Here is a 13,749-nt window from a genome sequence, read left to right on the forward strand (position 1 = left end):
GTCTCCGTGATCCACACCGTACGCTGAGTGCATGAGCACACCGGGCCGGGGGCTGCACGGCCGCGTACTGGACACCCTCGGCCCCGCGATCACCGCGGGCGAGTACCCGCCGGGCAGCGTCCTGCGCACCGACGAACTGGCACAGCACTTCGAGGTGTCACGCTCCGTGATGCGCGAGGCGGTGCGCGTCCTGGAGTCCATGCACCTGGTCGAGTCCCGCCGCCGGGTGGGCGTCACGGTCCGCCCCAAGTGCGAGTGGAACGTCTACGACCCCCAGGTCATCCGCTGGCGCCTGGCCGGTGCCGACCGCCCCCATCAGCTGCGCTCCCTGACGGTGCTGCGCTCCGCCGTCGAACCCGTCGCGGCGGGCCTCGCCGCCAGGAACGCCACGCCCGAGCAGTGCGCCGAACTCACCGAATGCGCCCTCGGCATGGTCGCCAACTCACGCGGCCACAAACTGGAGGGGTATCTGATCCACGACATCGCCTTCCACCGGGTGGTCCTCACCGCCTCGGGCAACGAGATGTTCGCGCGCCTCGGTGACGTCGTCGCCGAGGTGCTGGCCGGCCGCACCCATCACGAGGTGATGTTCGAGGACCCCGACCCGGCGGCCGTCACCCTGCACGTCCAGGTCGCGGAGGCGGTCCGCGAGGGCGACGCGACCCGCGCCGAGGAACTGACCAGGCAGATCGCCGTGGGCGCCCTCCAGGAACTGGACATCCTGGCGCCCTGACGGACGGTCACTCGAGAAAGTCGCCGTCCACGTACACCCACGCCCCGTCCACCCGCTCGAACCGGCTCCGCTCGTGCAGCGAGCCGCCGCGGTAGGACGCGCGGAAGGTCACGGTGCCCGTGGTGTGGAACGCGGACCCGTCCGTGCCGCCCAGGATCTCCAGCCCCGTCCACTTCATGCGCGGATCCAGGTCCAGGCGCTCCGGCCGGGTCCGCGGGTGCCACGTCCGCAGCAGATACCCCGCGTCCCCCTTCACGAACGCGCTGTACCGCGACCGCATGAGCGCCTCGGCGGTCGGCGCGGCGGCGGGGCCCGCCAGGAAACGGCCGCAGCAGGCGTCGTAGGACTCGGGTCGGCCGCAGGGACAGGTGCGCGTGGTCATGCCCCACATTCTGCCCGCACCACACGAGCCTGCCCGCACCACGCGAGGCCGTGAGCGACGCCGCCCCCACCACGACAGGCGCCGACGTGCGCCGCGGTGCACAGTGGAAGGGGAGACGCGCGGGTGCGTCCCGTTCGTCTCCCGTCGCCTCGCAGCGCAGTGAGGAGGGACGGACGATGACCCGACCCCTGAGCAGCAGTCCTCCGTCCGTCAAGGAGTGGCGGCTGAACCTGTACCTGTCCGAGCACGACCCGGACACCACCGCCCGGATCGTCCTGGACACCGGGGACAACATCCTGGAGAGCCGCGCCGAGGCACGCCGCAGCCCGCTGGACCGGGCCGTCCCGGAGATCGGTGACGAACTCGCCGCCGGGCGCGCCCTGATCGCCATGGGGCATGTGCTGCTGAGCGCCGCCCAGGGCGACATCCAGGACATGGGCGCACCCGAGACGGCGGCTCCCGCCGGCCTCTGGCAGACCCGGGAGTGAGTGCCGCCGTGCCCTTCGCCGACCGACTCGAAGCGGGCAGGCGGCTGGGTGCCCGGCTGGAGTACCTCCGGGGCCAGGACGTCGTCGTCCTCGGGCTGCCCCGGGGCGGGGTGCCGGTCGCCGCGCAGGTCGCCGAGGCCCTGGACGCACCGCTCGACGTCTGCCTGGTGCGCAAGCTGGGGGTGCCCGAGCAGCCGGAACTGGGCATGGGCGCGATCGGCGAGGACGGCGTCCGCGTCATCAACCAGCAGGTGCTGGCCGGGACCCTCGTCGGCCAGGCGGAACTCGGGCGGGTCGAGGAGCGCGAGCGCGCGGAGCTGCACCGGAGGGCCGAGCGCTACCGGGGCGAGCGCCCCGCCCTCAGCGTCGCCGGCCGCACCGTGGTCGTCGTCGACGACGGGGTGGCCACCGGGTCCACCGCACGCGCGGCCTGCCGGATCGCCCGCGCCCGGGGCGCGGCCCGGATCGTGCTGGCCGTCCCCGTGGCCCCGCGGGACTTCGCCCGGCGGCTCGGCGACGAGGCCGACGAACTGGTCTGCCTGGAGACCCCGGTCGACTTCTTCGCGATCGGCCAGTTCTACGGCGACTTCACGCAGACCGAGGACGAGGAGGTCACGGCCTGGCTCCGGCAGGCGGCCCGGCACCACGAGCGCTTCACCGGCACCGGCTCCGTCGACCGCGAGGTGCGGGTGACGGCGGGCGCCGTACGGCTGCGCGGCCGGCTGACCGTGCCCGCGGGCGCCACCGGCGTCGTCGCCTTCGCCCACGGCAGCGGCAGCAGCAGGCACAGCCCCCGCAACCGGTTCGTCGCCCAGGGCCTGAACCGCTCCGGCCTCGGCACCCTGCTCTTCGACCTGCTCACCGAGGACGAGGAGGCCGACCGGGCCAACGTGTTCGACATCGGGCTGCTGGCCGGCCGCCTGGTGGGCGCCACCGCCTGGCTGCGCGAGGAACCCGACGCCGAAGGGCTCGCCATCGGCTACTTCGGCGCCAGCACCGGCGCGGCTGCCGCGCTGCGGGCCGCGGCCGACCCCGCCGCGCGGCCCGCCGCGGTCGTCTCCCGCGGTGGCCGGCCCGACCTCGCCGGACCCCTGCTGCCCGAGGTGACGGCACCCACCCTGCTCATCGTCGGCGGCGCGGACCTGCGCGTGCGTGACCTCAACCGCGAGGCCCAGGCCCGCATGCGCTGCGAGAACCGGCTGGCGATCGTCCCCGGCGCCACCCACCTGTTCGAGGAGCCCGGCGCACTGGAGGCGGTGACCGACCTGGCCTGCGACTGGTTCATCGACCACATGTGGCTCATCGGCCAGAAGGCACCCGCCCACGCCTAGGGCCTGTCCGGCGGATCAGGTCGCAGGAGAACTACGGTGCCTGGTCAGCCGACCCGAGCGGGGTCTGGTGCGTGCGGATGCAAGGCGGAGGAGGGAGTCGACGCGATGGGGTCCCCCCGCGCGAGCGGAGCCGAGCGTGGGGGAGCCGGCGAGTGACGACAACGCCGCAGATGTGCGTGCCGGACCCCGCGTCTGCGACAGGATCCGCCGGACAGGCCCTGGCGAGCGGACAACCCGGTTACCGGTACGAGGAGTTCGGGCCATGCGCGAGGGCGCCGTCACCCTGTTCGTCGCCGGTGACGTCATGCTCGGCCGTGGCGTCGACCAGATCCTCCCGCACCCCGGCGACCCCGCCCTGCACGAGGAGTACCTGCACGACGCCCGCGACTACGTCGCCCTGGCCGAGGCCGCAGGCGGCCCCGTACCCGCACCGGTGGACCCCACCTGGCCCTGGGGCGAGGCGCTGCCCGTCCTGGACCGCGCGGCCCCCGACGTCCGCGTGATCAACCTGGAGACCGCCGTCACCCGGGCCGGCGACTTCGCCCCGGGCAAGGCCGTCCACTACCGCATGCACCCCGACAACCTGCCCTGCCTCGCCGCCGCCCGCCCCGACGTCTGCGCCCTCGCCAACAACCACGTCCTCGACTTCGGCCCGTCCGGCCTCACCGAGACGCTGGACTCCCTCGCGGGCGCCGGACTCACGACGGCCGGGGCCGGCCGGGACGAGGCCGCGGCCTGGCGCCCGGCGGCCGTCCCGCTGCGCACCGGCGGACGCGTCCTGGTCCTCTCCTTCGGCATGCCCTCCAGCGGAATCCCGCACAGCTGGGCCGCCACCCCCGAGCGGTCCGGCGTGGCCCTCGTCGCCGCGCCGAGCCCGGCCCACGCCGCCGCCCTCGCCGACCGCATACGGCGCACCGCACGCCCCGACGACATCGTCGTCGTCTCCGTCCACTGGGGCCCCAACTGGGGCTACGGCGTCACCCGCGACGAGGTCCGCTTCGCCCACGCGCTCGTCGACGCCGGCGCCGACGTCGTCCACGGCCACTCCTCGCACCACCCGCGCCCCCTGGAGATCTACCGCGGCCGGCTCGTCCTGTACGGCTGCGGAGACCTCGTCGACGACTACGAGGGCATCAGCGGCTACGCCCGCTACCGGGACGACCTGCGGCTGCTCCACCTCGTGTCGCTCGAACCCGGCACCGGCCGGCTCACCGACCTGCGGATGGTGCCCCTGCGGGCACGCCGGATGCGCCTGGAGCACGCGTCACGCAAGGACACCGAGTGGCTCCGCACCGTCCTGGACCGCTGCGGCCGTGCCTTCGGCACCCGCGTCGAGCACGCCGGCGACGGCACCCTCACCGCACGCGCCCCGCACCCCGGCCCGCCCCGGTGACCCGCCTCGGTGACCTGGCCCGATGACCCGCCCTGGTGACGTGGCACAGCGATCGGCCACCGGCCGCCCCTCGTCGAGGCGGCCGGTGGCCGACACATCTGGGATCAGCGGACCGCTCAGGCCTTCGCGTAGACCTTCTCCACGAAGCCGGCCAGTTGCCGGTCCGTCACATGGGTGGCCAGGTCGGCCTCACTGATCATGCCGACGAGTTTCTTGTTCCTGATGACGGGCAGCCGGCGTATCTGGTGGCTCCCCATCTCCTCCAGCACGTCGGCCACGGTCGCGTTCGCGTCGATCCAGCGCGGCGTCCCCTCGGTCAGGTCGCCACACGTCACCTTCGACGGATCGTGGCCCTTGGCCACGCACTTCACGATGATGTCGCGGTCCGTGATGATGCCTGCCAGCCGGTCGCCCGCGCCGCTCACGGGCAGCGCGCCCACGTTCAGGCGCGCCATCAGCTGTGCGGCTCGGTCGAGCGTCTCGGTCGCGGGGATCCAGTCGGCCCCGGGATGCATGATGTCTGCGGCGGTGGTCATGGGTTCAACCTCCTGGAGCACACGCCCCTACGGGCACGGAGGGCGTCCTCCTTCCACCGTACGAGCGTGTCGGCGTCCCCGCGCGATGTCCCGGAAGGCCCCTGACTAGACCGCGGCCGGCGCGCCGAGCGTCGGCAGCGGCGGCAGCGCCCCCCTGTGCAGCCACGCGTCCAGCAGCCCGTCCAGCGGCTCGTCCGCGAAGCGGGCCACGTGCGTCGTGAACGCCGCTGTCGTCACCGTGCCGTTGCGGTGCAGCCGCACCCAACTGCGCACCATGAGGAAGAACGCCTCGTCACCCAGCGCACAGCGCACCGCGTGCAGCGTCAGACCGCCGCGCTCGTAGAGCCGGTCGTCGAACATCGACTTGCGGCCCGGATCCGCCAGCTTCAGGTCCTGCGGCATCGTGGCCAGCAACCGGTGTGCTGCCGCGGCCAGTTGCTGGGTGCCGCGACCACCCGAACGCTCGGACCACAGCCACTCCGCGTACTTGGCGAAGCCCTCGTTCAGCCAGATGTTCCGCCAGTCCGCGATGGACACGCAGTTGCCGAACCACTGGTGCGCCAGCTCGTGCGCCACCAGCCGCTCCGAACCCCGCGCGCCGTCCACGTGGTTGGAGCCGAACAGCGACAACCCCTGCGCCTCGACGGGCACATCGAGCTCCTCCTCGGTCACCGCGACCGCGTACTCGTCGAACGGGTACGGCCCGAACAGCTCCTGGAACAGCTCCATCATGGCGGGCTGGCGCGCGAAGTCCCGCGAGAACTCGGGCAGCAGATGCGCCGGGATGTGCCCGTGCTGCGGGATGCCGCCCGGCCCGGGGTCGCCCAGCAGCACGGTCTCGTACTTGCCGATCGCCAGCCCGACGAGATAACTGGACGTGGGCACGGACTGCTCGTACACCCACGTGGTCGTCGAGGCCTTCGTCGTACGGGTCAGCAGCCGCCCGCCCGCGACCACCGAGTACGCCGACGGCGTGGTGACCGACAGCAGATAGCTCGCCTTGTCGGAGGGCCGGTCGTTGCACGGGTACCAGGACGGCGCCCCGATCGGCTGGCTCGCCACCAGCGCCCCGTCCTCCAGCTCCTCCCAGCCGATCCCGCCCCAGGGGCTGGTCACCGGCTTCGGGTTGCCCGACCAGTGCACCTCGACCGTGAACGCGGCACCGGCACGGATCGGCTTGGCCGGGCGCACGCGCAGCTTGCCGCCGCGGTGCGTGTAGTGCGGCTGCCGGCCGTCCACCCGGACCCGGCCGATCTTGAAGTCGGCCAGGTTCAGCTGGAACTCGGTGAGCGCCGCCCGACCCGCGATGGCGTTGATCCGGGCCGTGCCCGCCAGCCGGTTCGGACCCGGGCGGTAGTCCAGCGTGAGTTCGTAGCGATGCACCCGGTAACGGGAGTCACCGTTGTCCGGGAAGTACGGATCCCGGCCGACCGACTGCTGAACTGCCACTGCTGTGTCCGCTCCCTGCGCTGTGCCACCACCGACCGCCGGTGCACCACCCGTCGTCGGACCCGAATAGGCCGCGCTCACGAACGCCATGCCTCGATCGGGTTGCCGAGCCAGCGAGTGTCGTCCGGGACGGACTCCGCGGCCATGACGAGCGACGCGGGACCCAGGGTCGTACGGGCCCCGACCGCGCTGCCGGGCAGCACGATCCCGCCAGGACCCAGCGTGGCGCCCTCACGGAGGACCACAGTATCCGTCCGCAAGATCCGGTCGTGGAAGAGGTGAGTCTGCAGCACACACCCGCGGTTGACCGTGACCGCGTCCTCAAGGGTCACCAGATCCGTCTCCGGCAGCCAGTAACTCTCCACCCACACACCCCTGCCGACGTGCGCGCCGAGCCCGCGCAGCCACGCCGTCATCACCGGCGTCCCCGGCACCGCCCCGGCCAGCCACGGCACCGCCAGCACCTCGACGAACGTGTCCGCCAGCTCGCCCCGCCACACGACGGAACTCCACAGCGGAAACTCACCGGCCCGGTGCCGCCCCACCAGCAGCCACTTCGCCACGACCGACACCAGCGCCGCCACGACACCCGCCGCCACCAGCACCAGACCCGACAGCACCCAGGCCCACACGCCCAGCGCGCCCAGCGCGCACAGCGCCACCACCGTCAGCACGGCCAGCGCCGCCGAGCACAGGACCGGTACGAACCGGAACAGCTCCACCAGACCCCGTGCCCACAGCAGCCGGGCCGGCGGGTCGTACGTACGGCTCTGGTCCACGCCCGCCGCACTGCGCGGCAGCTTCACCGGCGGCAGCCCCAGATACGAGGTGCCCTTCTTCGCCTTCTTCGGCGTCGCCGACAGCACACCGACCAGACCACCGTCCGGCACGCTGCGCCCCGGCGCGGTCATCCCCGAGTTCCCGAGGAACGCCCGCCGCCCGATCTCCGCGCGCCCGATCCGCACCCAGCCGCCGCCCAGCTCGTACGGCGCCGTCAGCGTGTCATCCGCCAGGAAGGCACCGTCACCGACCGTGGTCAGGCTCGGCAGCGCCAGCACCGTCGACACCTCGGCGCCCCGGCCGATCCGCATCCCCAGCAGCCGCAGCCACACAGGCGTGACAAGGCCCGCGTACAGCGGGAACAGCGTCTGCCGGGCCAGGTCCATCAGCTGCGTCACGGTCCACGCCTGCCAGCCGACCCGGCTGTGCGTGGGATGCGTGCCCTCGCGCAGCCTCACACTGAGCACGCGGACACCGACCAGGATCAGCAGCGCGTACGCCAGCCCGTAGGCCAGCGTCGCCGGGACGAGCCCGAGCGCCAGCCCGCGCACGGCCCCCGCCAGCGAGGCCCCCGGCGCCACGAAGAGCCGGGCGACCAGCAGCGCCGCCGCCCCGGCGAGCAGCGGCAGCGCGCTGAGCGCGAGCCCCGTCACGCCGTACATCACCCGCCAGTACGTGCCCCGCTGCGGCCGCTCCTTGGGCCAGTTGCGCTTGGCCTTGCCGAGCTTGACCGCGGGCGCGCCCGCCCACCGCTGACCGGTCGGCACCTGCCCGCCGACCGCCGAACCGGGAGCCACCTCGGCCCGCTTGCCGACACGGGCGCCCGGGAAAAGCATGCTGCGCGTCCCGACGACGGCGTGCGCGCCGACCCGCACCGCACCGACCACGAGACGGTCACCGTCGAGCCAGTGCCCGCACAGGTCAACCTCGGACTCCACGGCCGCCCCGCGCCCCAGCCGGAGCATCCCGGTGACCGGCGGCAGCGAGTGCAGATCCACGTCAGGCCCGACCTTGGCGCCCAGCGCCCGCGCGTACCGCTCCAGCCACGACCCGGTCAGCGAGGTGGCCCCGCTGAACTCGGCCAGCCGCTCGGCGGTCCACAGCCGCAGATGCACACTGCCGCCACGCGGATACCGGCCCGGCTTCAGCCCCCGCAGCAGCAGGCGCGCCCCGCCCGCCGCGAGCGCGATCCGCCCCGGCGGGCTGAAGAACAGCAGCGCGCCGGCCGCGAGCAGCCACCAGGGCGCGGTCGGCAGCCAGGCGTACCCCGGCAGCAGGTTCCCGGCGGCGGCCAGGACCACCATCCAGCGCAGCCCGAGCAGCGTGACCAGCGGAAGCAGCAGCAGAAGCTGCACGGCCTGCGCGCGCACCGGCACCGGCTCGACCGTCCGCCGCGCCCCGTCGTCCTGCGCCGAGGCCTCCAGATGCCGGGCCAGCTTGCGCAGCGTCGGCTGCTGGTAGATGTCGAGGACGGCGGCGCTCGGATAGCGGGTGCGCAGCCGCGTGGTGAGCTGGGCGGCGGCCAGACTGCTGCCGCCGATCGCGAAGAAGTCGTCGGAGGCGCTGCTCACGGGCGCGCCGAGGACCTCCGCCCACTGTTCGGCGAGCCAGGCCTCGGTGCCGTACAGCTCCGCCTTCGGGGTGCGTACGCCCTCCAGCGGCCACGGCAGGGCGTTGCGGTCCACCTTCCCGGACGTCCGGGTCGGCAGCTCGGCGACGGGCGCCAGCAGCGGCACCAGCGCGGCCGGCAGCTCCGCCCGCAGCTTCTCCACCGCCGCCGCCTGATCCCAGCCGTCCTGCGTGACGACGTACCCGACCAGCAGCTGGTTGCCGCTGCGGGCGGTACGCACGGCGGCGGCGGCCCCGGCGACCCCGGGCAGCGCCTGCAGCGCGGCATCCACCTCGCCCAGCTCGATCCGCCGCCCGCCCAGCTTGATCTGCTCGTCCGCCCGGCCGAGGAACACCAGCCCCTCGGGCTCGGCCCTGACCAGGTCACCACTGCGGTACGCCCGCTCCCAGCCCAGCGACGGGAGCGGCGCGTACTTCTCCGCGTCCTTCTCCGGATCGAGATACCGCGCGAGCCCGACCCCGCCGATCACCAGCTGCCCGCTGTCGCCCATGGCCACGGGCTCACCGGCCTCGTCGACGACGGCCAGCTCCCACCCGTTCAGCGGCAGCCCGATCCTGATGGGCTCCTCGCCGCTCATCAGCGCCGCACAGGCCACGACGGTCGCCTCGGTCGGCCCGTAGGTGTTCCACACCTCGCGCCCCTCGGTGACCAGCCGCTGCGCCAGCTCGGGCGGACAGGCCTCGCCGCCGAAGATCAGCAGCCGTACGTCGTTGAGGGTCTCCGGCTCCCAGAGCGCGGCCAGCGTCGGCACGGTCGAGACGACGGTGATCTCCTGCTCGACCAGCCACGGCCCCAGATCGGCCCCGCTCCTGACCAGCGAGCGGGGCACCGGCACCAGACAGGCGCCGTACCGCCAGGCCAGCCACATCTCCTCGCAGGACGCGTCGAACGCGACGGACAGCCCCGCCATGACCCGGTCACCGGGCCCGATCGGCTCCTCGGCCAGGAACAGCGCGGCCTCGGCGTCCACGAACGCGGCGGCACTGCGGTGCGTGACCGCGACACCCTTGGGCTTCCCGGTGGACCCGGACGTGAAGATGATCCAGGCGTCGTGCCCGGCGCCGGGCCGGGCGGCCGGGACCTCGCCGGCCCCGTTGACGTCGATCTCGTGCCCGGCCCCGACGACGGCCCGCACCCCGGCCTCCCCGAAGACCAGCTCGGCCCGCTCGTCCGGGTCCTCGGCGTCCACGGGCACGTAGGCGGCACCGGCGGCGAGAACGGCGAGGATCGCCACGTACAGATCGTTGGTCCCCGAGGGCACCCGCACCCCGACCCGGTCCCCGAGCCCGACCCCCGCCCCGGCCAGCCTCCGCCGCAACCGCTCCACCTCGACGGCCAGCGCACGGTAGGTGAGGCGCCGGGTGCCGTCGTCCAGAGCGGGCTCGTCCGGATACGACCGCACGGACGCGTCGAACACGTCGACCAGCGTGCGCGGCGAGGCGGCCGGTCCCGCGGAGAAACGGGCCCTGTCGCCGAACTGCGCGCGGATCTCGTCGTCGAGCAGGCCGAGAGCGCGGCTCTCGTCTATGGCTGCCATGGGGTCCTCACGTCGGGTCCGGCTGAGTAACAAACCGGAAATCTTAGTACGACGCTAGGCTTCGCCTCTTCGTCCGACCACTCGGGAGAGCCTGTCGGGGTGGCCACGGTGATCAATCCGAGGCCGCTGACCTGCCGGTCTTCACGCCGGACGAGAGATGGGCCACACAAGACACCAAGGAGCGGACATTCGGGGGCAGTTGGTGCATGGGGAGTGGGGGAGGGGAAAGCGGGGGAGCGGGAAGGCGGGGGGCGGGAAAAGCAGAGGGCCCCTGGTGAACAGGGGCCCTCGCTGGTGTCCGAGGGGGGACTTGAACCCCCACGCCCGATAAAGGGCACTAGCACCTCAAGCTAGCGCGTCTGCCATTCCGCCACCCGGACAAGGTGTCTGTCGCGCGGGGTTTCCCTCGCGGCGACGAAGGAAACATTACCAGGCTTTCGGGGGGTGTCTGATCACCCCCGGCCCTGGGGCCGGCCCTGGCAGCGGCCCCGGCATTCGCCCCGGCGCGGACCCCGGAGCCCGGCCCGCGTGAACGGCACGTGACGGGCCGGGTCCGGTCTTGGGCCCCGGCGGACACGGGGGCAGGATGAGGGGGACCACAGCAGACAGCGGGAGGAAGCAGCGTGACCGACAAGGACACGGCCAGGACCGTCACCGGCGAGGACGAGGTCGTGGACCTCTGCCGCGAGCTGATCCGGTTCGACACCAGCAACTACGGCGACCACTCGGGTCCGGGCGAGCGCAAGGCCGCCGAGTACGTCGCCGAGAAGCTCGCCGAGGTCGGGCTCGAGCCCGAGATCTTCGAGTCGCACCCGGGCCGCGCCTCCACGGTGGCCCGCATCGAGGGCGAGGACCCGTCCCGGCCCGCGCTGCTCATCCACGGCCACCTGGACGTCGTACCGGCCAACGCCGACGACTGGACGCACCACCCGTTCTCCGGCGAGGTCGCCGACGGGTGCGTGTGGGGGCGCGGCGCGGTCGACATGAAGGACATGGACGCGATGACCCTCGCGGTCGTCCGGGACCGGCTCAGGAGCGGGCGCCGGCCCCCGCGGGACATCGTCGTCGCCTTCCTCGCGGACGAGGAGGCGGGCGGCACGTACGGGGCCCGGCACCTCGTCGACCACCACCCGGAGCTGTTCGAGGGCGTCACCGAGGCGATCAGCGAGGTCGGCGGGTTCTCGTTCACCGTGAACGAGCAGCGGCGCCTCTATCTGATCCAGACGGCCGAGAAGGGCATGCACTGGATGAAGCTGACCGTGGCCGGCACCGCCGGGCACGGGTCGATGATCCACCGGGACAACGCCATCACCGAGCTGTCCGAGGCCGTCGCCCGCGTCGGCAGGCACAAGTTCCCGGTACGGGTCACCAAGACCACCCGGGCCTTCCTCGACGAACTGGGCGACGCGCTCGGCACCGAGCTGGACCCGGAGGACATGGAGTCCACCCTGGCCCGGCTCGGCGGCATCGCCAAGCTCATCGGCGCGACCCTGTCCAACACCGCCAACCCCACCCAGCTGAACGCCGGTTACAAGGTCAACGTCATCCCCGGCGAGGCCACCGCGCACATCGACGGACGGTTCCTTCCCGGTCACGAGGAGGAGTTCCTCGGCGACATCGACCGGCTGCTCGGACCGCACGTCCGCCGCGAGGACGTGCACTCCGACAAGGCGCTGGAGACCAGCTTCGACGGTGCCCTGGTCGACGCCATGCAGGCCGCGCTGCTGGCCGAGGACCCGACCGCCAAGGCGGTCCCGTACATGCTCTCCGGCGGCACCGACGCCAAGTCCTTCGACGACCTCGGCATCCGCGGCTTCGGTTTCGCGCCGCTCAAGCTGCCGCCGGAGCTGGACTTCGCGGGCATGTTCCACGGCGTGGACGAGCGGGTCCCGGTGGACGGACTGCAGTTCGGGGTGCGGGTCCTCGACCGGTTCATCGACGCGTCGTGAACCAGGAGTGACGCGTCGTGAACCAGGAGTGATGGGTCGTGAGCCGGGAGAGTGACGCGTCGGGCGGAGAGGAGTGACGAATCGGGCGCGCGTGCGAGATCGACTGAGAAGAGTGAATCCGACCATAAGCTCGTAGCTCCATTACTCCCTCCTCGTTACAGGTGATGCGATCCCGCACCTTGGGGTCGCTTTGCCAACAAGGAGGAAGAATGATCAAGAAGGTCGTCGCTGCTGCCGCTGCCACCGGTGGTCTGGTTCTCGCCGGCGCGGGCCTGGCCGTCGCCGACTCGGGTGCTCAGGGTGCCGCCGTGCACTCCCCGGGCGTCGTCTCCGGCAACGTCATCCAGCTGCCCGTGCACGTCCCGGTGAACGTGTGCGGCAACACGATCAACGTGATCGGGCTCCTGAACCCCGCCTTCGGCAACACCTGCGTCAACGACTGACGCCGACTCCCCGAGGGGCGTCATTCACCAGCCGTCGGCCCCGGAGCGCGCGCCATGCGCTCTGGGGCCGACCGGCCTTTTCCACAGTCGAGGAATTCAGTCGAGGATTCAGGGGATCAGGGGGGAACGCGGAATGCGACAAGGCACTCGCAAGGGCCTGATGACCATGGCGGCCGCGACCGGTGTGATCGCCGCCGCGAGCGGATACGCCCACGCCGACACGGGCGCGTCCGGCTCCGCCGGCGGTTCGCCGGGCGTGCTGTCCGGCAACACCGTGCAGGTGCCGGTGCACGTGCCGGTGAACGTGTGCGGCAACACCGTCAACGTCGTCGGGCTGCTCAACCCGTCGGTCGGCAACGCGTGCGGCAACCCGGGGGGACAGGGCGGCGCGGGCGGACACGGCGGCGACGGCGGCTCGCACGCGGGCGGCCACACCGGTGGCTCGCCCGGTGTGGGCTCCGGCAACACCGTCCAGGTGCCGATCGACGTCCCGGTCAACGTGTGCGGCAACAGCGTGGACGTCGTGGGCATCGGCAACGGCACGACGGGCAACGACTGCGTGGCCGGCGGCGGCCACGGCAGCCGGCCGCCAGGAGGCGGACACGAGAACCCACCGGGCACGCCGGGTCACCCCGGCCATCCCGGTCACCCGGGTCATCCGGGTCATCCGGGCAACCCTGGGACTCCCGGTCACCCGGGTCAGCCGGGCAACCCAGGTACTCCCGGTCAGCCGGGTACTCCCGGTCACCCGGGGACGCCCGGAACGCCGGGTACCGGGTCGGGCAACGGTGGGCACGGCGGGCACAGCTCGCAGGGCTCACACACCTCGCACGGTCCGACCCACGTCGGGCAGCACGGCGGACGCTCCGACACGGCGCTCAGTACGGCGCTGACCACCGGCCAACTCGCGCACACCGGCGGCGACGTGCCGCTGGGCGTGGCCCTGCCGCTGGGCGCGGGCGCGGTGCTCGCGGGCGCGGTGCTGTACCGCAAGACCCGGGCCACGGCGTAACCCGCGGTAGGCCGCCGCAGACCGCACCGTTCGCGGCGGCCGTGACCGAACGCACCGCACCGGTCACAGCAGGAGAAACGGAGCGG

General features: G+C 72.9%; 11 protein-coding genes and 1 tRNA gene. 7 read left to right on the plus strand and 5 right to left on the minus strand.

The features are described from left to right. Nucleotides 1–31: 31 nt before the first annotated feature. On the plus strand, nt 32–733 hold the full coding sequence (locus ACGFYV_RS00360) for a FadR/GntR family transcriptional regulator (RefSeq protein WP_393876084.1): 702 nt from the start codon (nt 32–34) through the stop codon (nt 731–733). A gap of 7 nt (nt 734–740) precedes the next feature. Here the strand turns inward: ACGFYV_RS00360 and ACGFYV_RS00365 are convergent, their stop codons facing one another. Then, complete coding sequence (locus ACGFYV_RS00365; protein WP_393876085.1) at nt 741–1,115, minus strand: YchJ family protein; 375 nt, start codon at nt 1,113–1,115, stop codon at nt 741–743. 176 nt (nt 1,116–1,291) lie between these two features. On the opposite strand from ACGFYV_RS00365, the gene ACGFYV_RS00370 reads away from it, so the two are divergent. The 3 genes from ACGFYV_RS00370 (at nt 1,292) to ACGFYV_RS00380 (ending at nt 4,327) form a co-directional block, all read left to right on the plus strand. Next, nucleotides 1,292–1,603 carry a dsRBD fold-containing protein gene (locus ACGFYV_RS00370; RefSeq protein ID WP_393876086.1) on the plus strand — a complete coding sequence of 104 codons (312 nt, stop codon included), beginning with the start codon at nt 1,292–1,294 and terminating at the stop codon, nt 1,601–1,603. An 8-nt stretch (nt 1,604–1,611) separates the two neighbouring features. Continuing rightward, nucleotides 1,612–2,934, plus strand: coding sequence for a phosphoribosyltransferase family protein (locus tag ACGFYV_RS00375; RefSeq protein WP_393876087.1), 1,323 nt, complete (start codon nt 1,612–1,614; stop codon nt 2,932–2,934). 262 nt (nt 2,935–3,196) lie between these two features. Continuing rightward, the gene (locus ACGFYV_RS00380; RefSeq protein ID WP_393876088.1) at nt 3,197–4,327 is read left to right on the plus strand and encodes a CapA family protein; all 1,131 of its coding nucleotides are present in this window, start codon (nt 3,197–3,199) and stop codon (nt 4,325–4,327) included. A 116-nt stretch (nt 4,328–4,443) separates the two neighbouring features. On the opposite strand, the gene ACGFYV_RS00385 is transcribed toward ACGFYV_RS00380, so the two are convergent. The 4 genes from ACGFYV_RS00385 to ACGFYV_RS00400 all read right to left on the minus strand — a co-directional run bounded on the left by ACGFYV_RS00385 (nt 4,444) and on the right by ACGFYV_RS00400 (nt 10,639). After that, nucleotides 4,444–4,863 carry a CBS domain-containing protein gene (locus ACGFYV_RS00385; protein WP_393876089.1) on the minus strand — a complete coding sequence of 140 codons (420 nt, stop codon included), beginning with the start codon at nt 4,861–4,863 and terminating at the stop codon, nt 4,444–4,446. Nucleotides 4,864–4,968: 105 nt separating this feature from the next. Beyond that, nucleotides 4,969–6,312, minus strand: a complete 1,344-nt coding sequence (locus tag ACGFYV_RS00390) for a M1 family metallopeptidase (RefSeq protein WP_393876090.1) — start codon at nt 6,310–6,312, stop codon at nt 4,969–4,971. Nucleotides 6,313–6,389: 77 nt separating this feature from the next. After that, the gene (locus ACGFYV_RS00395; RefSeq protein ID WP_393876091.1) at nt 6,390–10,259 is read right to left on the minus strand and encodes a Pls/PosA family non-ribosomal peptide synthetase; all 3,870 of its coding nucleotides are present in this window, start codon (nt 10,257–10,259) and stop codon (nt 6,390–6,392) included. 292 nt (nt 10,260–10,551) lie between these two features. Further along, nucleotides 10,552–10,639 (minus strand) — tRNA-Leu (locus ACGFYV_RS00400). Between the two features lie 243 nt (nt 10,640–10,882). Between ACGFYV_RS00400 and ACGFYV_RS00405 the strand changes: the two genes are divergently transcribed. The 3 genes from ACGFYV_RS00405 (at nt 10,883) to ACGFYV_RS00415 (ending at nt 13,663) form a co-directional block, all read left to right on the plus strand. Continuing rightward, complete coding sequence (locus tag ACGFYV_RS00405; protein ID WP_393876092.1) at nt 10,883–12,208, plus strand: M20/M25/M40 family metallo-hydrolase; 1,326 nt, start codon at nt 10,883–10,885, stop codon at nt 12,206–12,208. 209 nt (nt 12,209–12,417) lie between these two features. Further along, entirely contained in the window at nt 12,418–12,651 is a 234-nt protein-coding gene (gene chpH, locus ACGFYV_RS00410) for a chaplin ChpH (protein ID WP_393876093.1), read from the plus strand. 133 nt (nt 12,652–12,784) lie between these two features. Continuing rightward, nucleotides 12,785–13,663 (plus strand): chaplin, encoded by an 879-nt coding sequence (locus ACGFYV_RS00415; RefSeq protein WP_393876094.1) that lies wholly within the window; start codon nt 12,785–12,787, stop codon nt 13,661–13,663. Nucleotides 13,664–13,749 lie beyond the last annotated feature (86 nt).

The sequence above is a fragment of the Streptomyces sp. NPDC048297 genome (assembly GCF_043201585.1).
GTDB lineage: Bacteria > Actinomycetota > Actinomycetes > Streptomycetales > Streptomycetaceae > Streptomyces.

Excerpts from the sequence above, each read along its gene's own strand:
- chpH (WP_393876093.1), top strand. The coding sequence starts at position 12,418 with ATGATCAAGAAGGTCGTCGCTGCTGCCGCTGCCACCGGTGGTCTGGTT.
- ACGFYV_RS00385 (WP_393876089.1), bottom strand. The coding sequence starts at position 4,863 with ATGACCACCGCCGCAGACATCATGCATCCCGGGGCCGACTGGATCCCC.
- ACGFYV_RS00415 (WP_393876094.1), top strand. The coding sequence starts at position 12,785 with ATGCGACAAGGCACTCGCAAGGGCCTGATGACCATGGCGGCCGCGACC.
- ACGFYV_RS00365 (WP_393876085.1), bottom strand. The coding sequence starts at position 1,115 with ATGACCACGCGCACCTGTCCCTGCGGCCGACCCGAGTCCTACGACGCC.
- ACGFYV_RS00380 (WP_393876088.1), top strand. The coding sequence starts at position 3,197 with ATGCGCGAGGGCGCCGTCACCCTGTTCGTCGCCGGTGACGTCATGCTC.
- ACGFYV_RS00360 (WP_393876084.1), top strand. The coding sequence starts at position 32 with ATGAGCACACCGGGCCGGGGGCTGCACGGCCGCGTACTGGACACCCTC.
- ACGFYV_RS00395 (WP_393876091.1), bottom strand. The coding sequence starts at position 10,259 with ATGGCAGCCATAGACGAGAGCCGCGCTCTCGGCCTGCTCGACGACGAG.
- ACGFYV_RS00370 (WP_393876086.1), top strand. The coding sequence starts at position 1,292 with ATGACCCGACCCCTGAGCAGCAGTCCTCCGTCCGTCAAGGAGTGGCGG.